Below are 19,253 nucleotides of genomic sequence, written 5' to 3'. Positions count from 1 at the left end.
AGGGCGGTACCGCGCCGCCGTTTGATGGTGTGTTGATTGGAGCGCCAGCGTCTCGATAAATGGCTGTGGCACGCGCGGGTGGTCAAAGCCCGCACCAGTGCCGCTGCGCTGGTGGAAGGTGGCCAGGTTCGCATCAATGGCGCGCGCGAGAAATCGCCGGGGCACGGTGTGAAGATCGGCGATGTGCTCACGGTGGCGCTGGACCGTACCGTGCGGGTGATGAAGGTCGAGGGCTTCTCGGAACGGCGCGGCGATGCCACTGCGGCGCGGGTGCTCTATACCGATTTGCAACATCTTCCGGAGTAACTATCTAGGCCAGACGCTGCGTCCAATGATGGTTTCGTGGCAGGCTTTTCCCTTGGTCGAAATGCCCTGACCTATGCCGGCCGCATCCCTTGCGGCAGCGGGGTTGGTGCGCTACGCAAACACTGAATATCGATCGTTTCCGGAGTTATGGATGACTTACGTCGTCACCGACAATTGCATCAAATGTAAATACACCGACTGCGTCGAAGTTTGTCCCGTGGACTGCTTCTACGAGGGTGAAAACATGCTGGTCATCCATCCGGACGAATGCATCGACTGCGGCGTGTGCGAGCCCGAATGCCCTGCGGATGCGATCAAGCCGGATACCGAAGGCAACATCGAGAAGTGGCTGCAGATCAATCTGGAACACGCCAAGAAGTGGCCGAACATCACCCAGAAGATCGACGAGTTGCCGGAAGCCAAGGAATTCGACGGCCAGGAAGGCAAGTACGAGAAGTATTTCTCGGCGGCACCTGGCAAGGGCGACTGAGTTTTCCGATCGCGTCGATCAACTCACGATTTGCGTTATCCCGGTACCTGTGACCACGGGAAATTTACCCTAGCCCCGATTATGCTCCGGAAGCGGCCACCAGGCGGCCGCGATAGGGCATAAATCATTGATTTTTGCGGGAAATGTGCTATAATAGGCACAATTCAAGAGGCTGGACCGTGTGGTGCCGCTCGATATGGCTCTGCCAGGTTCCCGTTTAAACATCAAACAGGGGCGTGGCGGTTTCCACGCGCAGGCTGTGTCACAGAAAACGCGTAAAAAGAGTGTTTCCAAGGCTGCTTCGAAGAAGGCTACTGCTTCGAAGGTTTTGGATCCGAAGGCTTCCAAGAAAACAACTGCGGCGAGCCGCGTTGTGAAGGGTCCTGCTGCGAAGAATTCTGTCACCAAAGGCCGCGCCCGGGCCCCTGTCAAGGACACCCGGACCGCCGCGAAGGCTGCGGCTGAAAAGTCCTCCAAAAATAAAAGAAGTGCAATGCCCAACAAGACTGCCAAACCTGCCCCCAAGGCTGCTGCTTCGAAGACCACTGCCGCCAAGCCTGCTGCGCCGAAACCGGCCGCGAAGGCTCCCGCGGTCGCGAAGGCCCCCGCTGCAGCTCCCGCTGTGAAGGCTGCAGCGCCGAAGGAAGTTGCCAAGGTTGCTGCGAAGCCCGTCGTTGCCAAACCGGTGGCCGCCAAGCCGGCGCCCGCTGCCGCGCCGCGTGCCGAAGAACCGAAGAAGCCGCTGACCCAGCGTCAGGGCTTCAAGACCAATGAATTCGTGGTCTATCCAGCGCATGGTGTTGGCCAGATCCTCGCCATCGAGGAACAGGAAATTGCAGGCGCCAGGCTCGAGCTCTTCGTGATCAATTTCATGAAAGACAAGATGACCCTGCGCGTTCCGACCGCGAAGGTCGCGAATGTCGGTATGCGTAAGCTGTCCGAGCCGGCGCTGGTCAAGCGCGCGCTGGAGACACTGAAGGGCCGTGCCCGCATCAAGCGCACCATGTGGTCGCGCCGTGCGCAGGAATACGAAGCAAAGATCAATTCGGGCGATATCGTTGCCATCGCCGAGGTGGTCCGTGATCTGTTCCGCTCCGACTCGCAGCCCGAGCAGTCCTACAGCGAACGTCAGCTGTATGAAGCAGCCCTCGATCGTCTGTCGCGCGAAATCGCTGTGGTCCAGCACGTCACCGAGACCGAAGCGGTCAAGGAGATCGAAGGTCAGCTTGCCAAGAGCCCGCGCCGTGGCGCCAAGGCTGAGGCAGGCGCCGACGCCAGTGTTGACGACGCCGATAGCGATGGTGACGATGATGTCGCCGCGGCGGACGAAGCTGCATAAGCAACGTCTCGCAAGTCGAATACGAAAAGCCCGGCCGAGAGGCCGGGCTTTTTTGTTGTCGATGAGCAGTAACCGGGTGGATCTCAATCCACTACGATCTTGACGCGGTCGCGGGCTTTCACGCTGGCGTTGTTCTCAAGCCCGTTCAACACGCGGAAGCGCTCCAGCGGACGATCGATGCCGCTCATGCGATGCGACAGTGACTCCACGGTGTCTCCGGGTTGCACTGTGATCACCTTGATGCGCAGCGGACGGGCGGCCTGAATCTCGGCCAGCGTCAGGCGGCGGAACGAGTTGACCGTTTCGCGGGCGTTGCGTTCGCTCTCGGTGCTCTTCTGCTTGGCAGCGAAGATGAAGCGGTAAACGTCGCTGCCGAAGCGCAGTGCGTAGACGCGGAATTGCCACTGGTCGCCGCGTGCGATGGCGGAAGCTGCCGGGAAGCCGTTGATGGTCAGCTCTTCCGTGGTGGCCTTGTCGACATTCTCCATCCAGCCGGAATTGAGGTAGTCGCTCAGCGTCTGTTCGGACGGTACGCGCACCACATCGAAGCGCATGGCCTGATTGCCGCCTTCACGGACGCCGATCACCGCCTGCGCCGTATTGTCGAGGGTGAAGGCCTCCGGCGCCTGGAAGGTGAAGCCGAGCTTGGGATGCAGGAAACGGCGGCCGCGCACGAAACCCTCGCTCGGATCCTCGCCATAGACGATGCCGTCAATGGCCGACAGATAGGTCTCGCGATCGCGCTCGCCGCCGTCGGGCGAGGAATATTGCCGCGCATTGGCCTGCGCATTCTGCACGCGCTCTGGTGTCGCCGGATGCGACGACAGGAAGTCCTGCGCGCGGGGATCGAGCGGCGTACGGCTGGCCTTCAGCGCCGCGTTACGCTCCATCGCCGCGAGAAAGCGCGACGCGCCATAGGGATCGAACTTCGCGCGGGCCGAGATGCCGACGCCGATACCGTCGGCTTCGAACTCCTGCGCACGCGAGAAGCTCGCCATCGTCAGTTTGGATTTGGCGAGTGCGAGCGCTGTCAGATCGGGATCGCTGCCCATATCGGTGACGACGCGCGTGACGATCGATGCCTGCCGTGCCTGCTCCTCGCGGATGGACGCGTGCTTGGCGAGCACATGCGCCATCTCGTGCGACAGAACCGACGAAATCTCGGATGTATCGCTGGCCAGCGCGATCAGGCCGCGCGTGACATAGAGTTGTCCGGTCGGCAGGGCAAAGGCGTTGACGGCGCCCGAATTGAGGATCGTGACCTTGTAGGCCAGGTCCGGTCGCTCGGAGGCTGCGACCAGCCGTTCGACGGTCTTGGTGATCAGTGCTTCCAGCCGCGGGTCGTCATAGGCGCCGCCATAGGATGCGAGGATGCGCTCGTGTTCTTTTTCGGCGGCCGGGGTCTGCACCATGGCAGGCTTAGGCGGCTTGGCCGACACCGTTGGCTTGACCGACGAGGCGGCCTCGAATCGGCTGGCGTCGCCGCAGGCCGATAGCGCGAGCGCAGCGCACAGCAGAGCCGGCGCAGCCCAAAGGCGGCGGCTCAAGCTGGTTTGCCGTCCCACACCCGTCACGTCATCCACTTTCTGCCCAAACAGCCCATTCGCCCAAATCATCTTCGCTCAAGCGATCTTGCTGCCCAAGTGGCCTAATTGTCCCCGACCACTTCGATCTGCCGCACCCCGAGCGCTTCGATCCGCGGCCCGCCGCGCCTCTCGATCCATCCCCGAACGCGAATATATCGTCTTTCCAGGGACTTAAGCGTAATTCCTGCCGTCTCGAAGGCGGCCATCATGCGCCTTGAAACAGTCACCGCAAAGTCCTCAGTCCAGCGACGTCCGAAATTGACGTAGGTCACCGTTCCGGCCTGGCGAACCGATAAAACCCGCCCCTCGACCACCCTGAAACGCCCCACATCGGCCAAGATATCGCCGGGACTTTCCGCGTTTTTTATGACGTTGGTTTGAGCCCAGATTCCGCGCTTCAACCGGCGCGCCGAGCCTTCTGCAGCGGCGAGTTCCGCCGCGCAGGTTTTATCCGAAATCGTACCGGAGGCGAGGGCAGCGCCCTGCGCCAGAAGCTGCGCCTGCAGCGACGGTGCAGCGGGATCGACGAAGACAAAAGCCGGCTGCCGGCCATAGCGATCCGGCATGTCGCTTTCGCCGTACAAGGTGACATCGCGGCCGGAGACCAGTGCGACAAGTTCGTTCGTCGACTTCGGTGAGTCGGCTAGCGGCTCGATCCCCGCCAGACGGATCACATTGCCGTCGCTCAAACGCAATGTCCTGACATCGATCACGTCGGCGACACGACCTTCGCCCTGCGCGGCGAACATGCAGGCGGCGGACGCAGACTGCATGGATGTTGAAATGCCGATCACTGCCAGCAACAGCGTTGTAGCATGCGACACGTCACACTTTGCAGATGCGGCACGCATCACGCCACCTTGCGAGCTTCGGTCAACCTCTCGTCGATCATAGCAAGCAATCCATTCCGCTTTGCGGAAAACCTTGATGCCTTTGCAACTATTCTTGGCAGCACCGCCGCTTGCCGCTGTTGTTCCATTGCGGCATGATCGCGATAACAACAAGCACCGCGCACGAATAATAACGGCGCGTCTGAGGGAGGGACTTTTGAAGAAGATCATTTCAGGTCTGCTGGCGTCAGCAATGGCATTCGCGGCCACAAGTGCCATGGCGCAGACCAAGCCGCTGAAGCTCGGCGCCATTCTCGATATGTCGGGCCTGTATGCCGATATCACTGGCCCGGGCAGCGAGACCGCTGCGAAGATGGCTGCGGAAGATTTTGGCGGTGAAGTGCTGGGCCGCAAGATCGAGATCATTGCCGCCGACCATCTTAACAAGGCTGATCTGTCAGCCAACATCGCGCGCGATATGCTCGACAATCAGGGCGTCGAGGCGATCATCGACGTTGCGGCATCGGCGACTGCGCTGGCAGCAAGCGAAATCGCGCGCGCGCGCAACAAGATCATCATCTTCAACGGTCCGGGCTCAATCCGCCTCAGCAACGAGGCCTGCGGCCCCTATACGGTGCATTACGTATTCGACACCTACGCGCAGGCGAATGTGACCGGCCTCGCCACCGTGAAGAATGGCCTCGATACCTGGTTCTTCCTGTCGGCGGACTATGCATTCGGTCAGGATCTCGAAAAGGACACCACAGCTGTCGTCACCAAGGCTGGCGGCAAGGTGGTGGGCTCGGTCAAGCATCCGCTGAATACGTCCGACTTCTCGTCCTTCCTGCTGCAGGCGCAGAGCTCCAAGGCCAAGGTCGTCGGCCTCGCCAATGCCGGCGGTGATACCATCACGGCGATCAAGCAGGCGGCTGAATTCGGCCTGACGCGTAGCGGTGGCCAAAAGCTGTCGCCGCTGCTGGCCTTCATCTCCGACATTGACAGCGTCGGTCTCGATACCGCGCAGGGCCTGATCCTGGCGGAAGCGTTCTACTGGGATCTCAATGACGAAACGCGCGCTTTCACCAAGCGCTTCCAGGAACGCACCAAGCGCGTGCCGACCTCGGCCCAGGCCGGCGTCTATTCATCGGTGCTGCATTATCTCAAGGCGGTGAAGGCGGCCGGCACCACGGACTCGGCTCCGGTCATGAAGCTCATGAAGGAGACGCCGATCAACGACATGTTTGCCAAGAATGGCCGGATTCGCGAGGATGGCCGCATGGTGCATGACATGTACCTGTTCGAGGTGAAGAAGCCGTCGGAATCCAAGGGCCGCTGGGACGACTACAAGCTGCTCGCGACCGTTCCCGCAGAGCAGGCCTTCCAGCCGCTGGAGGCCTCGCGCTGCCCGCTGGTGAAGAAGTAATCGTCAGGGCCTGAAGCTTGCCGGATGATCAAGAACAACAAGGAGCGCAATCATGAGCGACATCGTCCTGCAGGACCTCGATAACGGTCTTCTGACCATCACCATGAATCGTCCGGATCGGCGCAATGCGCTCAATCCGGAGATGACACAGGGCCTGGTCGCAGCGGCCCGCCGCGCGCAGGAAGATCACGACGTCCGCGCCGTACTCATCAAGGGCGCGGGCGGAACCTTTTGCGTCGGCGGTGACGTCAAGTCGATGGCGGCTGGCCGCGCGCCGCTGCCGTTCGAGGCCAAGCGCACCAACTTGCGCCGCGGCATGGAAGTGTCGCGGATCCTGCACCAGATGGCGAAGCCGGTGGTGGCGCAGCTCGACGGCGCTGCCGCAGGTGCCGGCCTCTCCATCGCGCTGTCCTGCGATCTGCGCGTCGCCGCAAGCTCGGTGAAGATCACCACGGCTTTCGCCAAGGTCGGCTTCTCCGGCGATTATGGTGGCACCTATTTCCTGACCAAAATGCTCGGCAGCGCCAAGGCGCGCGAGCTTTACCTGATGTCGCCGGTGCTCTCCGCGCAGGAAGCGCTGGCGCTCGGCATCGTGACCAAGGTTGTCGATGACGCCGAGGTGGAGAAAGCGGCGCGTGACCTGGCGATGTCGCTCGCGCAAGGTCCGAGCATCACCTATGGCTACATCAAAACCAACATCAACAATGCCGAGACGATGACGCTGGAAGCCTGTTTCGACGGCGAATCGATCCACCACACCCGCTGCAGCGATACCGATGATCACAAGGAGGCCGCGAAGGCTTTCGTCGAGAAGCGCAAGCCGGTCTTCAAGGGGCAATGATCATGAGCCAGATGCGGTTGCGGCAAGTTTGTCTGGTCGCTCCGCATCTGGAGCCGGTGGTGAGTGATATCGCGGCCGTTCTCGGCCTCGATATCTGTTATCGCGATCCTCATGTCGGCAAATACGGTCTCGAAAATGCGCTGATGCCGGTCGATGTGACGCTGCTTGAAGTGGTAGCGCCGACGCAGCCGGGCACGGCGGCCGGGCGCTTCCTGGAGAAGTCCGGTGGCCGCGGCGGTTATATGGTGATCCTGTCCTGCGAGGATCCCGATGAGCGCGGTCGCTTCGCCGCCAGCATTGGCGTGCGCACCGCCAACGTGATCAATCATCCACCTTATCACGGCGTGCAATTGCATCCACGGGATTGCCGGGCTGCCTTTATCGAATTCAACCACACCGAAGGCAGTGACGATGATTTCGGGCTGTATCCGCCGGCCGGTCCGGATTGGCAGGAAGCGATCCGCCACGACATTACGCGCGCGCTCATCGAAGTCGAACTTCAGAGCCCCGATCACTATGATCTTGCGCAGCACTGGAGCAACATCATCGGTGTGCCGCTGACCTCGGCCCGCAATGACGATCCGCAGATCGCGTTCACGAATGGTTGCCTGCGCTTTGCCATGGGCAAGACCGAGGCGATGACCGGGCTCACCTTTCGCGTCAACGACGTCGCGCAGGTGCTCGGCAGTGCACGGGCGCGCGGCTGTCCCTGCGCTGGTGATGCATTTCTGCTGGCCGGGGTCACGTTTCGCGTCGTTGCATGATCGCGGCAATCGCCGCACGATCAGTTCCTGTTCGACGCGTTTTCTTCATGCGAGCCCGTATCCACTTCGCTCGAAAACGCTATGGCTATAACAATAACCGAGAAACGCCATGACCGTGACACGTCCGCATCCGCTGGACTCGTTCTTCAATCCATCCAGCATCGCCATCATTGGCGCCTCCCGCGATGTCACGAAGATTCCTGGCCTGCTCCTCTCCTTTCTGCGCAAGAACCAGTTTTCCGGCGCGATCTATCCGGTCAATCCGAACTATCCGGATATCGATGGGCTCACCTGCTATCCGACCATCGAAGCCATTGGGCAGCCGATCGATCTCGCTATCGTGATCATTCCTGCACGCGTCGTGCTCGGCGCGCTTGAGGACTGCGCGAAGCTTGGCGCCAAACACGCGATCATCATCTCTTCGGGTTTCGCCGAGGAAGGCGGCGATTCCATCGCGATGCAGGATGCGATCGTGGCGCTGGCGAAGCGCACGGGAATGCGCATATCCGGGCCGAATGCCGAAGGGTACTACAACCAGATCGCCGGCGTTGCCGCGACTTTCAGCCCGACTGTCGATGTGAGGCCAGACCAGCCAAGCCTGATCGCCACTTCAAAGCGGATCGGCATCGTCGCACAGTCCGGTGGCATCGGCTTTGCGATCTATAACCGCGCCAAGGCACTTGGCATTGCGCTCAGCACCGTGATTTCGACCGGTAACGAGTCCGATCTCGGGGCCGGTGAATTCTTCGATTACATGGTGCAGGATCCCGCCACCGACGTAATCCTGCTGTTTATCGAAGGCATTCGCGACGTCGACAAGTTTCTGGCTGCGGCCCGCAAGGCGGCGGAGCTGGGCAAACCGGTCATTGTCACCAAGGTCGGCCGGTCGGGTGCGGGCGGACGCGCAGCGGCGTCGCATACGGCGAGCATGGCTGGATGGACTGCGGCCTATGATGCGGTGTTCGCGCGCCAAGGCTTCATCGTCTCCAACGACCTCGATGAGGCCGTGACGATCGCTGCTGTGCTCACCACGTCGCCGCTGCCGAAAGGCGAGCGCGTTGCCGTCGTCACTGTCTCGGGCGGCGCGGGTATCTGGGGTGCTGACATAATCTCGGAGCAAGGGCTGCAGGTGCCTGAACTCTCCGATGGTGTACAGGCCACCATCCGCGGTCTGATCCCGTCCTATGGTTCCCCGTGCAACCCGATCGATATCACGGCGCAGGCGGTGCATAGCGGCGGGCTGCAGAAGACCATTGAACTGCTCGATAAGTCCGATGAGGTCGATATTATTCTGGTGGTGATCTCGCTGTCGAGCGAGACGCGGATGCCGTTCAAGACACCGGAGCTGAAGCCCGTCATTGCTGCGCAGAACAAGCCGGTCGTGTTCTGGTCCTACACGCTGCCGTCGAACTTTGCGCGCACAGGTCTAGCAGAATCCGGCGTTGTGGCGCTGTCGGGTCTCGCACATGTCAGCGCCGCGTTGCGGCGACTTGTCGATCACGCCAGGTTCAAGCCGGCAGAGCCAGTCGCAACAGTTGCCGTCGCGCCGAACGATCTGACCGAGCATCTGACCGCACCGACGCTCTCCGAGTATGACAGCAAAACGCTGTTGCGGATTGCCGGTGTCGCGCTGCCAGGCGAGATTCTTGTGACCGACAGATCGGCGCTGGATGCAGCGATTGCCAAGATTGGCTTCCCGCTGGTGATGAAAATCCAGTCGCGCGACATTCCGCACAAAAGTGAGATTGGTGGCGTCAGGGTCAACATCACCACGAATAATGAAGCCGCAGCTGCCTATGATGCGCTGACAGCCAGCGCCCGGCAGCATCGACCGCAGGCCGCGCTGCAGGGCGTGCTTGTTTCGCCGATGGCTAGGAAGGGCGTCGAGATCATCGTGGGTACGCTGCTGGACGAGACCTTCGGGCCCATGGTGATGGTCGGTCTTGGTGGCATCACCACGGAACTGTTTAAGGATGTGATCTATCGCCCAGCGCCGGTCAGTGCCGGTGAGGCTGCATCCATGCTCAGTGAGCTCAAGGCGGCGCCTCTGCTGAACGGATTTCGCGGGGCAGCGAAGGCTGACGTGCCCGCAGCAGCGGAGCTGATTGCGCAGCTCTCGCAGCTTGCAGCGCAGTTCAAGGGCGAGATCGCCGAGATCGAGCTCAATCCGGTGTTGGTGCATCCGGCAGGCGAGGGCGTCACCATCGTTGATGCGTTGGTAGTGAGGAAGAGTTCTTAGTATTGTCGTTCCCGCCTACGCGGGGATGACAACGAGTGCTTGACGATCATCAATAAATAAAAATGGCCGGGCGAACCCGACCATTTCATAGTGAGGTTTGAAAAACAAACCCGACGGGGACTTAGCGCCCCTTGAAGTTCGGCACCCGGCGTTCGGCTGTGGCGGCCACGCCTTCCTTGAAATCTTCCGTCTTGCGGAGGCGTGTTTGTTCCGCGAGCTCGTGCTCGGTCGCCTTGGCGACGCGGTCGGCGAGGCCATTGCGCATGGTGGCACGGGTCGAGAGCAGGCCCAGCGGGGAGTTTTCGGCAATCTCCTCGGCGAGCTTGATCGCGGCATCGCGGACCTCGGCCTGCGGCACCAGCACATTGGCGAGACCCATCTTCAGCGCTTCCTCGCCACCGACGCGGCGCGACGTGTAGAACATCAGCTCGGCATTGTTCTTGCCGACCAGTTCGGTGAGCGCGACGGTGAGGCCGAAACCGGGATGGAAGCCGAGCTTGGTGAAGTTGGCTGCGAAGCGCGTCTCCGGACAGGCGACCCGGAAGTCGGCCGACACCGCGAGGCCGAGCCCGCCGCCAATAGCTGCGCCATGAACGGCAGCGACGATGGGCTTTTTGGCGCGGAAGATGCGGACGGCTTCCATATAGAGATGGCCGATGGAGCCGAGATTGTCGGCCGGATCGCCGCTCCTGGCCGCCGTTTCGGTTTCCTTACGGTTGGGATCGCTGAAATCGGCGCCTGCACAGAACGCCTTGCCCTGAGCGCACAGAACCGTCGCGCGGATTTCGGGATTGGCGTCGATCTCGTCCAGCGCATTGGCGATCTGCTGGATCAGCAGGATGTCGAAGAAGTTCAGTGGCGGTTTGCGTATCTCGATGATCGCGATATGGCCGCGGGTCTCGACGGCGATGTCTTTGTAGGTGGTCATGATAGCTCTCTGTTGAATGGATGAATCAGCGCAATCCCAGTCCGCGCGCGATGATGCCGCGCAGGACTTCGGTGGTGCCGCCCTGAATGGTGAGTTTCGGCGCTGTCTTGATGGCGAAGCCCAGCATCTCGTCCAGCGTGGCGTGGTTCGAGGCGCTGTCGTCGACGAAGGCAGCGAGTTCGCGCACGCGGTGCGGTAACTGCTGTTCCCAGATCGTACCGATATCCTTGACGATGGATGCTTCCACCACCGGCTCCTTGCCAGCCTGCAGCATGCCGGCCACTGACACCGACATGCGCCGCATCGTGTGCAGCTGCGCAACAAGGCGGCCGATGCCTTCCGCGCTGCGGGTATCCGGCTTCGGGCCGACAGCGCGAACCAGCTCGGTCAGCACGTAATAGGTTTCAAGGAAGCGTTCTGGGCCGGATCGCTCATAAGCGAGCTCGCTGGTGGCCTGCTTCCAGGCACTGTCGATCTCGCCCAGCATGTGGTCGTCCGGCACAAAGTAATCAGTGAAGACAACTTCGTTGAATTCATACTGGCCGGTGATCTGCGCGATCGGGTTCACCGTGATCCCGGGTTTCTTCATATTGACCAAAAACTGCGTCAATCCGTGGCGGCGATTTTCCTTGGTCGGCGGCGACGTCCGGAAGATCGCGATCATGTAGTCGGCCATATGGGCCGAGGTCGTCCAGATCTTGCTGCCGTTGATCAGCCAGCCGCCGTCGGTTTTGGTGGCCTTGGTCTTGGCGGCGAACAGGTCGGAGCCCGAATTCGGCTCGCTCATGCCGATGGAGAAGCAGACCTCGCCGCGGCAGATGCGTGGCAGGATATCCATCTTGATGTGTTCGGGCGCGTATTTCAGCAGCACCGGACCGCTTTGGCGGTCAGCAACGAAGAAGCGGCGCACCGGCGCGTTCGCCACGCGCATCTCTTCGGTAACGACGTAACGTTCTAGGAACGAGCGCTCGTGGCCGCCATATTTCTTGGGCCAGGTCATGCCGAGCCAGCCGCGTTCGCCGACGCGGCGGGAAAATTCGGGGTTATCGCTATCCTCGCGCTGGGGCTTGTGCGGATCGAAGGTGCCGGCGGCAATTTCCTCGGCGAGGAACGCACGGACTTCCTTGCGCAACTGCTCGCATTCGGGCGGCAAACGGATCGGATCGAAACGAAGGGCTGCAGTCATGGGAAAGATCTCGTTTCTTTGTTTCGATCAGCGCGAGGCGACCAGAGGCCACAACTCGTCGGCGCCGCGGGATGCGACGAGCTTCCCGAGCTCGACAGCCCAGTAGCTCTCGCTGCCGAAATCATCGCGCCATGCCAATGCGCGCAACGTGTAGCGATGCAGAATGTGTTCCTGCGTGAAGCCGATGGCACCAAGAACCTGATGCGCGATGGCGGCGCCCTTTTCAGCGGCCTCCGAGCAACGGATTTTCGCAGCGGCGGCTTCGAGGAAGAGTGCGTCATCGAGCGGCGCGCCGCTGGAGAAGGCGTCAGCCGCGGAACTGGCAGCGGCGAGGGCCGCGGAGGTCTCGCCCGCGAGCTTCGCCAGATTGTGCTGTACTGCCTGGAATTTCGAGATCTTCTTCTCGAACGCCACACGCTCGCCGGAATAGGTCACGCCAATGCCAAGCATGGTCTCCAACGCACCGGCAATTTGCTGGCTGCGCACCAGTGCGCCCATCAGCAACAGCGCGTTTTGATCGAAGCCCGATGGCGCAGATTGCATGGTGACCGGCTTCACAGCATCGAAATGTACCGTGTCGGATGGGTCATCGGCCAGACCGAGCCCGGCTTCAATCCGGCAGGCGCTGGCGTCTACCAGTGCAATAGAGGCGCCGCCAATGCCGGAGGCGACGACGGCGATGTGTTTTGCATCCTTCGCGAACGGCACGCTGCGTGCGCGGCCGGTGATTGTACCATCTGCGTTGAGCGTGAGGCGATCGCGCGGGCTTGCCGGCGCGACGGTCATCATGCCGTCCGGTGACTTAATCTTGGCCTGCGCGAGTAGCCAACCCGCCAACATGGTTTCCGCGAGTGGCACCGCAACGCCGGCGCGGCCGGCGACGCTGAGGACGCTGAAACCTTCGGCCATGCTGGTGCCGGAGCCGTCGCATTCTTCAGGCACCCAGGACAGCGGCAGGCCGGCATCGGTCAGCGCTTGCCAGAGCGGTGCTTTCCACTTGCCTTCTTTGTCGTGGTTGATGGTCTGTGCGTCCGCTAGATCGGTGAAGATACGTTCCGCAGTTTCCGCAACGATATTGTCTGTGTCCGTCAAGGCGTTCCCCGTGTGCTAGCGCATCTCATTCGGCAGGGAATGCCGGGCATGGGCGCTGCCACTCTTGTTGCATTCATGATGCGGAAAAGGCGAAGGGAAGACAAGCGGGCTGGCCGCAGAGGGGCCTGCGGTGGCGGCATGATGTGTTGGTGCAGCGCAATTTAATTCCGCAAAGCGAACTTGCGCCGCGTTGTATACCAGCGCGATCGCATTATGGTAGATCGCATCAGCGTCCGAAACAAAGCAGAGGAAATGCAGATGGCAAGTGACGGTTTGTGCGTCGTGATTACAGGGGCGGCATCGGGGCTTGGTGCCGCGACTGCGACCATTCTCGCCAGGGACGGCGCCCGTATTGTCATCAACTATTCGTCGAGTCAGAAGGAAGCCGAAGCCACTGCCGAACTGTGCCGTGATGCGGGTGCAACCGAGGTCATCGTGGTTCAGGGCGACGTGTCGAAGGACGACGATTGCAAGAATATCATCGCCGCCGCCCAGCACTGGGGGCGGCTCGATGCACTGATCAACAATGCCGGCATGACCAAGCACGTGCCGCATCACGATCTCGATGGCCTGTCAGCGGAAGATTTCCAGCGCATCTACGCGGTCAATACGATCGGGCCCTTTCAGATGGTGCGTGCAGCGCGCGCCCTGCTCGAGGCCGGCGCCAGGGCGTCGGGGCGTGCCTCGGCCGTCGTCAATGTCTCGTCGATGGCCGGTATCACAGGCGGCGGTTCGTCGGTCGCCTATGCCGCCAGCAAGGGTGCACTGAATTCGATGACGCTGTCGCTTGGCCGAGCACTGGCTCCGCTGATCCGCGTCAATACAGTCTGCCCTGGCTATATAGATACGCCGTGGTTCACCAAGGGACGTGGTGCGGAAGGTGCTGCTAAAGTTCGCGATGCCGTGATCGCGCGAGTTCCGCTGAAAGTGGCCTCGACCGCGGAGGACGTCGCTGCCCTGATCTGCTTCCTCGCGACGCCGCCGTCGAGCAACATGACGGGCGAATTGGTGCGGATGGATGCCGGCATGCATCTGCTGGCCTGATCGGAACCTGCGTCAAACAGCAAAAAGCCTCGGGTGATGCCCGAGGCTTTTTTGTTCTCGATTGCTGGCAGGTCAGCGATTGCCCGGATCTGAAATCACATTACGGGCAACCAGCCTGTTCCAGATGAACAACACCACGAGGGCGCCGATCGTGGCGGTGATGAAGCCGGCACCCTGGTTCGGGCCGTAATGGCCAATTTGCTGGCCCACGAATGTTGCCAGGAATGCGCCGGCGATACCCAGGATAGTGGTCAGAATGAAGCCGCTGGGATTGTTGGGCCCGGGTGACAAAAGGCGGGCGATAATGCCAGCGACAAAGCCGACAACGAGAATCCAGATCATAGCAATATCCCCTCTTTCAAGTGCGTGTTAAACCCAGCTGGACTTAACTTCGTCTTCCGTGGGTAGCCGGCCGTGCGGAGTGAACTGATTAACGGCATCGGGCAGTTCATTGCTCAGCTCGGCGAGAAGCTGTTCACGTGACATGCCGGTGCGTGACGTCAATTGCGCGATCTGATCCGCGCCAAGTGCGGCGCCGAGATCGTTGGGCGAGATCTGCTTGTTCGGGCCGGAACTGACCCAGGAATCCGCGGCGTCGCCATGGCCGTTCTGTTGGAACTGCTTGAGCAGGTCGTCAAGGCCACCGCTAAGCACGCTGCCAGCGGCACCGCCCGCCAACAGACCGCCAAGCGGGCCCTTCAGAAGGTCGCCAAGGCCGCCACCGCCTGCTGCAGTGCCAGAATTTCCGCCGAGGAGGCCGCCAAGCATACCGCCTAGGCCGCTATCTTGCGCACTGGCCTGTGTTGTATTCGGCGGCGGGATTTCTTGCGGATGCCCCTGTGCCGCCGGTTGGCTGCCAGTGAAGTGTTTGTAGCCCTTGTAGGCGAGCAGCGCGAGGATCGCCATCGTCATCGGCGACATGCCGCCGCTCTTGTCGTTGGGATCGCTGGGGCCACGCGGCCCATTGGCCATGCCATTCAGAATGTCGAGCAAACCCATGATCATCTCCTGTTCTGCCAGCCCTGCGAAAGCATAGCTGCGCGGTATGACGCCTACAAGGCGCGTCGGTTCCGCCGATAGGCAGCGCTGCGGCATTTTGCTAGTAACGGATGCCGGATGAACGGGAGATGACGTGATCAAAACGCGACCCATTTGTATCGCCGGTGCCGGCAGTATCGGCTGTTTCGTGGGGGGCGCCCTGGCGGCAGCTGGCCGCGACGTCGCCATACTGGCGCGGCGGCGCATCGTGGACAGTATCGAGGCGCACGGTCTGAGGCTGACGAGCTTCGAGGGCCTCGATCAATGTCTCGCCCCCGGTCAGCTGCGGCTGTCGGATGATCCCACCATCATGAGTGAGGCGAAGATCATTCTGGTCACGGTCAAGAGCGGCGATACTGCGGAGATGGCAAGGCTGATCGCGGATCATGCTGCGAAAGATGCGATCGTCGTCAGCCTGCAGAACGGCGTCGGCAATGTCGAAGTCCTGCGCGCAGCTCTGCCCGGGCGCCGTATCCTCGGCGGAATGGTGCCATTTAATGTCATCGCAAAGGGCGATGGCCATGTTCACCGCGCGACATCCGGAAACATCGTCGTCGAACGCGATGAGGCCGATACCGCTTCGGCGCTATCCGTGCCGCATCTTGCCGTCCTTGCGGGCGATGACATTGTCGGTGTCCAGTGGGGCAAGTTGCTGGTCAATTTGAACAACGCGCTCAATGCGCTGTCGGATATACCGCTGCGATCGCAGCTTGCGCAGCGCGCATGGCGTTCGCTATTCGCCGATCAAATGGCGGAAGGTCTGGCCGTTCTGAAGGCGGCTGGTATCAAGCCCGTCTCGGCGACACCGATTCCCGCTTGGCTAACACCGCATTTGCTGCGGCTGCCTGACGGCTTGTTCAGTATGCTACTCGGGCGGACCATGAAGATCGATGCAAATGCGCGCTCGTCCATGTGGGAGGATCTGCAGCGCGATCGCCGCACCGAGATTGATTATTTGCAGGGTGTCGTCGTTGAGCTGGCGGCGAAATATCAGATCACAGCTCCGCTTTCGCTGCGTGTGATGACACTGATCAAGCACGCGGAGACGTCAGGCAGGGGATCGCCCGCACTCACGCCAGATCAGATTCGCAGTTAGCGTGAAATTGATTGAGCCGAAGGGAGTGGACCGAATTCTGCGCTATCATTACGAGAATGTTACTAATCATTTCGGCTACTATCGGCGGACTCAACTATCCGAATGTTCAAATCGTGTCTGCCGGTCAATGCGATGGTACCATTATCCGTTGCATTCGCATCAAGCCGATGATTCTCCGTTAAATATCAATTGCCAATACGCGTCGGTGAATTCTCAGTAAATGAGATGTAAAGAGTCTTTTAGTCCATCATTACGCGGGCAAGTAGCAGTTCACCTCGTGAAGAATGCCCGCAAGGGTACGGCTGGTTCGATACTGAACATCATGATGTGACATCAGGGGCTATGTCATTCGCGACATCTTTAGTATAGAAGGCCGCGTGATTTGACGGTGGTTCGCGCTTCGCGCGCTGGGCTGAACGTTTGATCCTTTCATATCATCGGTAAAGCGTGTGCCGGTCGAATTATTCAACTAACAATCGGAGCTACAATGGCCAAGAAAGCGAAAAAGAAACTCGTCCGTCGCGAGTACACCAAGGAAGACGTGAAGATCCTGAAGGCGCATTCGAAGGCCCAGACCCCGCTCGAGAAGATTTCCAAGGAGATGAAGCGCACCGGTGGTTCGCTGCGTCAGAAAGCCATCAAGCTGGGCATTCCGCTCGGTCATCGCCGCCGCAAGGCGAAGAAGGTTGCCACGAAGGCCGCCAAGGTGACCAAGACCGCGAAGGCCAAGAAGGCCAAGAAGTAAGCTTCCGTTTTGAACGAAGCCGGCCTGAAGCGCGTTAGCGCTTCAGGCCGGCTTCTTGGGTGGAGCGATCGATGCGAGCCGTGCTTTTGAAGGTCATGAAGCGGAAATCCTTCGTCGCTATCGCTGTCGCAGTGGCCATATCTAGCATCGGTGCTATCGCACCTGCCCTTGCGGTTCCGCCGACGGTCACCCCGTCGCCGGGTTATGATGCCCGGCTTGCCGAGCAACGGCGCGCGGCTGAAGTGCAGGCCCCAGCCCATGCCCGCAAGCCGTTGCCGCGATCTCCTGCTCAACGTCGTCGGTATAGTCATTGAAACTGACCCGTAAAGCGATTGTCATGAATTGCCGCCCCGCGAGGTTGTTTGTGCTGTGTGGCGCGTTGATCGCGGCAACCATAGTCGAGGCCCGAGCGGCGGATTATGCGACCCAAATCAGTGCCTTTCGCCGGGCGCACAAACTCTCCTCTGTCACGCTGGACAGCAAACTGAATGCGGTCGCGCTTGCTCAGGCGCAGGCGATGTCATCCAGTGGCAAGGTCAGCCACGAGGTCGGCGGTGTTTTCTCCGCACGTGTGAGGAAGCTCCGCAAATCCAAAGCAGCCGAAAACATCGCCGCGGGCTTCCTGACATTTCCCGAAACGTTGAAGCAATGGGAAGAGAGCCCAGGGCATCGCGAGAACCTGCTCATGTCAGGCGCACGCAAGGTCGGCGTTGCTTACGTGGCCAATCCCAAGTCGCCCTACCGGATGTTCTGGGCGATGGTCATCACGGATTGATATTTGACGGGTTGTTATGGCTCAGGTGCGCTTGGTCTTGGCCGGCGCGGGCGTACCGAACAGTGCGTCCTTGATGTCTTTCAGCCCAGACGACAATTTGGACCATCCGCAGGCAAGCGGCTCGATTGCGCAGTCCGGCTCCTTGGCGCGCACTTTGGGCCGAGGCCTAGGTAACACGACAGGTTTCACGTTGCTTGGGGTTTCCGCGGTCTGCCGAAAGTCCGTTTCGAGCGCAGCCTGGGTTTGCGCCTCGCGCTGCTTTTCAGCGAAGGCCGCGACGATGACGCTGCGACGCTGACTGTCCAGATAGGTCTTGTACTGCTCGTCGATCGCCTTCTGTTCGGCCGTGGTTGGATTCGGGCCAGCGATATCAAAGCTGCGGTTCTGCATGAAGTCGTGATACGTATAGCCGCCACCGCGCTTGCGCCGTCCTGCGAACTTGCTTTCGCAATCCGACAGCGCCGCAGCCTTGGCGTCTTTTGAAGCAGTCGATTTTTCGACGCGCTCGGCGCAATCTTCATAGTCCGCAGGCGCGGCAGTCCACCATTGCGCAAGAGCAGGCGAAGACATCAGCGCGAGACCGGAGAGTGATGCGGTCGTCAGTAGCGCAAATATGAGCGACTTGTATGCGGACGAATGAGCCACGTGGGTTCCGATGTAGATAACAGACCCAATTCTCGCCATTTGTCGGCCGTTTTTCAACCTCGGATGTGTTACTTCTCCCCGCTTTTGGAACAAGTGCAGCATGACTGCATCAGTGCGGTCTTCTGGTCAGCAGATCAGCGCAATTTCGCGATATAGTGCTGATATGGAAGTGTTTTCAGGTTGAGATCTCTTGTTGCTCTCACATTACTGAAATTGATGACCTCACAGTTTTGAGGCGTTCTCGACAGTAGTTTGCACCTCGCGCTGCTACTCGACGTGCAATCACCTACACGGGACCACACGTAGTTCGAGAAGCGTTCGCTTGGGACTCTGTCCAACACGAAAAGGGCGGTCCATCCGGGCCGCCTTTTTCTCAGATGTCAGTTATACTACTGGCAGATATGTCGTCGGCCATCCTCGCCGCGGAACCAGGTTCCCGGCTGACACACGAAGCCCATGCGCTGTAAGTAGGAATCGCGCTGGACGTCATTGTAGCCATCATAGGAATTGTAGCTGTTCCGGAACGGCGTAGTTGCGATGGCCCCGGCGGTGCCCGCAGCCGCACCTGCTACACCCACGGCACCGCCAACCATGCCTGCCGCTACGTCACCTGGCCAGAAGCCCGAATCACGATAGCCGCTGTCGACCGTGCTGGCTCGATACTCCTGAGTGGCCTGTGCGCGGCGATTCATCGGATCCTTTGCATTACTGGCGTAGCCATCAAGCCAGAGACCACGGCAGCGGCAGTTGGAAGTCTCATCTTTGTCATGTGAGGTTCTCCATCGTTATGCGACGGCGACCCAACGACGGGGGGACGAGACGTTCCGTGATCGATGTCTGGAGCTTTCAAGGGTACGTGATGCCGATTCCGGCCCCGCCGTATTTG

At 60.5% G+C, this 19,253-nt stretch carries 19 protein-coding genes and 1 pseudogene; 11 read left to right on the top strand and 9 right to left on the bottom strand.

The features are described from left to right. Nucleotides 1–36: 36 nt before the first annotated feature. The 3 genes from AB8A27_RS22700 (at nucleotide 37) to AB8A27_RS22690 (ending at nucleotide 2,135) form a co-directional block, all read left to right on the top strand. On the top strand, nucleotides 37–306 hold the full coding sequence (locus AB8A27_RS22700; RefSeq protein ID WP_441243854.1) for an RNA-binding S4 domain-containing protein: 270 nt from the start codon (nucleotides 37–39) through the stop codon (nucleotides 304–306). Nucleotides 307–457: 151 nt separating this feature from the next. Then, nucleotides 458–796, top strand: coding sequence for a ferredoxin FdxA (fdxA, locus tag AB8A27_RS22695; RefSeq protein WP_092148535.1), 339 nt, complete (start codon nucleotides 458–460; stop codon nucleotides 794–796). Between the two features lie 196 nt (nucleotides 797–992). Further along, entirely contained in the window at nucleotides 993–2,135 is a 1,143-nt protein-coding gene (locus tag AB8A27_RS22690; RefSeq protein WP_441243853.1) for a CarD family transcriptional regulator, read from the top strand. A gap of 83 nt (nucleotides 2,136–2,218) precedes the next feature. Here the strand turns inward: AB8A27_RS22690 and AB8A27_RS22685 are convergent, their stop codons facing one another. Beyond that, complete coding sequence (locus tag AB8A27_RS22685) at nucleotides 2,219–3,682, bottom strand: M48 family metalloprotease (protein WP_441243852.1); 1,464 nt, start codon at nucleotides 3,680–3,682, stop codon at nucleotides 2,219–2,221. Nucleotides 3,683–3,783: 101 nt separating this feature from the next. Next, complete coding sequence (locus AB8A27_RS22680) at nucleotides 3,784–4,782, bottom strand: thermonuclease family protein (RefSeq protein ID WP_441243851.1); 999 nt, start codon at nucleotides 4,780–4,782, stop codon at nucleotides 3,784–3,786. Here AB8A27_RS22680 and AB8A27_RS22675 point away from each other — a divergent pair. The 4 genes from AB8A27_RS22675 (at nucleotide 4,769) to AB8A27_RS22660 (ending at nucleotide 9,818) form a co-directional block, all read left to right on the top strand. Next, nucleotides 4,769–5,974, top strand: a complete 1,206-nt coding sequence (locus AB8A27_RS22675) for an ABC transporter substrate-binding protein (protein WP_441243850.1) — start codon at nucleotides 4,769–4,771, stop codon at nucleotides 5,972–5,974. The genes AB8A27_RS22680 and AB8A27_RS22675 overlap by 14 nt on opposite strands. Before the next feature lie 52 nt (nucleotides 5,975–6,026). After that, nucleotides 6,027–6,815, top strand: coding sequence for an enoyl-CoA hydratase (locus tag AB8A27_RS22670; protein ID WP_441243849.1), 789 nt, complete (start codon nucleotides 6,027–6,029; stop codon nucleotides 6,813–6,815). A gap of 2 nt (nucleotides 6,816–6,817) precedes the next feature. Next, nucleotides 6,818–7,579 carry a hypothetical protein gene (locus AB8A27_RS22665; RefSeq protein WP_441243848.1) on the top strand — a complete coding sequence of 254 codons (762 nt, stop codon included), beginning with the start codon at nucleotides 6,818–6,820 and terminating at the stop codon, nucleotides 7,577–7,579. A 109-nt stretch (nucleotides 7,580–7,688) separates the two neighbouring features. Continuing rightward, the gene (locus tag AB8A27_RS22660) at nucleotides 7,689–9,818 is read left to right on the top strand and encodes an acetate--CoA ligase family protein (RefSeq protein ID WP_441243847.1); all 2,130 of its coding nucleotides are present in this window, start codon (nucleotides 7,689–7,691) and stop codon (nucleotides 9,816–9,818) included. 121 nt (nucleotides 9,819–9,939) lie between these two features. On the opposite strand, the gene AB8A27_RS22655 is transcribed toward AB8A27_RS22660, so the two are convergent. From AB8A27_RS22655 to AB8A27_RS22645, 3 genes are read right to left on the bottom strand one after another with little or no spacing between them, the layout of a single operon-like run. Beyond that, nucleotides 9,940–10,746 (bottom strand): enoyl-CoA hydratase/isomerase family protein, encoded by an 807-nt coding sequence (locus tag AB8A27_RS22655; RefSeq protein WP_441243846.1) that lies wholly within the window; start codon nucleotides 10,744–10,746, stop codon nucleotides 9,940–9,942. 25 nt (nucleotides 10,747–10,771) lie between these two features. Beyond that, nucleotides 10,772–11,932 carry an acyl-CoA dehydrogenase family protein gene (locus tag AB8A27_RS22650; protein ID WP_441243845.1) on the bottom strand — a complete coding sequence of 387 codons (1,161 nt, stop codon included), beginning with the start codon at nucleotides 11,930–11,932 and terminating at the stop codon, nucleotides 10,772–10,774. Between the two features lie 27 nt (nucleotides 11,933–11,959). After that, nucleotides 11,960–13,024 (bottom strand): acyl-CoA dehydrogenase family protein, encoded by a 1,065-nt coding sequence (locus tag AB8A27_RS22645; RefSeq protein WP_441243844.1) that lies wholly within the window; start codon nucleotides 13,022–13,024, stop codon nucleotides 11,960–11,962. A gap of 258 nt (nucleotides 13,025–13,282) precedes the next feature. Between AB8A27_RS22645 and AB8A27_RS22640 the strand changes: the two genes are divergently transcribed. After that, complete coding sequence (locus AB8A27_RS22640) at nucleotides 13,283–14,068, top strand: SDR family NAD(P)-dependent oxidoreductase (RefSeq protein ID WP_441243843.1); 786 nt, start codon at nucleotides 13,283–13,285, stop codon at nucleotides 14,066–14,068. Between the two features lie 72 nt (nucleotides 14,069–14,140). Here AB8A27_RS22640 and AB8A27_RS22635 read toward each other — a convergent pair whose 3' ends face one another. Next, nucleotides 14,141–14,410 carry a GlsB/YeaQ/YmgE family stress response membrane protein gene (locus AB8A27_RS22635; RefSeq protein ID WP_115032676.1) on the bottom strand — a complete coding sequence of 90 codons (270 nt, stop codon included), beginning with the start codon at nucleotides 14,408–14,410 and terminating at the stop codon, nucleotides 14,141–14,143. 27 nt (nucleotides 14,411–14,437) lie between these two features. Further along, complete coding sequence (locus AB8A27_RS22630; RefSeq protein ID WP_441243842.1) at nucleotides 14,438–15,067, bottom strand: YidB family protein; 630 nt, start codon at nucleotides 15,065–15,067, stop codon at nucleotides 14,438–14,440. A 133-nt stretch (nucleotides 15,068–15,200) separates the two neighbouring features. Here AB8A27_RS22630 and AB8A27_RS22625 point away from each other — a divergent pair, with 133 nt between their 5' ends. From AB8A27_RS22625 to AB8A27_RS22615, 3 genes are all read left to right on the top strand, one after another. Continuing rightward, nucleotides 15,201–16,202: a 2-dehydropantoate 2-reductase gene (locus AB8A27_RS22625; protein WP_441243841.1), complete on the top strand. Its 1,002-nt coding sequence runs from the start codon at nucleotides 15,201–15,203 to the stop codon at nucleotides 16,200–16,202. Between the two features lie 487 nt (nucleotides 16,203–16,689). After that, a complete protein-coding gene (locus AB8A27_RS22620; RefSeq protein WP_246664137.1) occupies nucleotides 16,690–16,947 on the top strand; it encodes a hypothetical protein in 258 nt (85 codons plus the stop codon). A 310-nt stretch (nucleotides 16,948–17,257) separates the two neighbouring features. Continuing rightward, nucleotides 17,258–17,722, top strand: a complete 465-nt coding sequence (locus tag AB8A27_RS22615) for a CAP domain-containing protein (protein WP_441243840.1) — start codon at nucleotides 17,258–17,260, stop codon at nucleotides 17,720–17,722. Between the two features lie 21 nt (nucleotides 17,723–17,743). On the opposite strand, the gene AB8A27_RS22610 is transcribed toward AB8A27_RS22615, so the two are convergent. Both AB8A27_RS22610 and AB8A27_RS22605 read right to left on the bottom strand, forming a co-directional pair. Further along, nucleotides 17,744–18,469 carry a hypothetical protein gene (locus tag AB8A27_RS22610; protein ID WP_441243839.1) on the bottom strand — a complete coding sequence of 242 codons (726 nt, stop codon included), beginning with the start codon at nucleotides 18,467–18,469 and terminating at the stop codon, nucleotides 17,744–17,746. Between the two features lie 287 nt (nucleotides 18,470–18,756). Then, a pseudogene (locus tag AB8A27_RS22605) lies at nucleotides 18,757–18,999 on the bottom strand (hypothetical protein); the annotation flags it as partial. Nucleotides 19,000–19,253 lie beyond the last annotated feature (254 nt).

Source organism: Tardiphaga sp. 768_D3_N2_1, from assembly GCF_052076105.1.
In the GTDB taxonomy this organism is placed as follows: Bacteria; Pseudomonadota; Alphaproteobacteria; order Rhizobiales; family Xanthobacteraceae; genus Tardiphaga.
This window is presented reverse-complemented; position numbering and strand designations above follow the sequence as displayed.

Bases quoted from the DNA above. Each gene is read 5' to 3' on its own strand.
- AB8A27_RS22660 (WP_441243847.1), top strand. From the start codon at position 7,689: ATGACCGTGACACGTCCGCATCCGCTGGACTCGTTCTTCAATCCATCC.
- AB8A27_RS22680 (WP_441243851.1), bottom strand. From the start codon at position 4,782: ATGATCTTCTTCAAAAGTCCCTCCCTCAGACGCGCCGTTATTATTCGT.
- AB8A27_RS22640 (WP_441243843.1), top strand. From the start codon at position 13,283: ATGGCAAGTGACGGTTTGTGCGTCGTGATTACAGGGGCGGCATCGGGG.
- AB8A27_RS22620 (WP_246664137.1), top strand. From the start codon at position 16,690: ATGGCCAAGAAAGCGAAAAAGAAACTCGTCCGTCGCGAGTACACCAAG.
- AB8A27_RS22630 (WP_441243842.1), bottom strand. From the start codon at position 15,067: ATGGGTTTGCTCGACATTCTGAATGGCATGGCCAATGGGCCGCGTGGC.
- AB8A27_RS22655 (WP_441243846.1), bottom strand. From the start codon at position 10,746: ATGACCACCTACAAAGACATCGCCGTCGAGACCCGCGGCCATATCGCG.
- AB8A27_RS22635 (WP_115032676.1), bottom strand. From the start codon at position 14,410: ATGATCTGGATTCTCGTTGTCGGCTTTGTCGCTGGCATTATCGCCCGC.
- AB8A27_RS22690 (WP_441243853.1), top strand. From the start codon at position 993: ATGGCTCTGCCAGGTTCCCGTTTAAACATCAAACAGGGGCGTGGCGGT.
- AB8A27_RS22665 (WP_441243848.1), top strand. From the start codon at position 6,818: ATGAGCCAGATGCGGTTGCGGCAAGTTTGTCTGGTCGCTCCGCATCTG.
- AB8A27_RS22650 (WP_441243845.1), bottom strand. From the start codon at position 11,932: ATGACTGCAGCCCTTCGTTTCGATCCGATCCGTTTGCCGCCCGAATGC.
- AB8A27_RS22610 (WP_441243839.1), bottom strand. From the start codon at position 18,469: ATGCTGCACTTGTTCCAAAAGCGGGGAGAAGTAACACATCCGAGGTTG.
- AB8A27_RS22670 (WP_441243849.1), top strand. From the start codon at position 6,027: ATGAGCGACATCGTCCTGCAGGACCTCGATAACGGTCTTCTGACCATC.
- fdxA (WP_092148535.1), top strand. From the start codon at position 458: ATGACTTACGTCGTCACCGACAATTGCATCAAATGTAAATACACCGAC.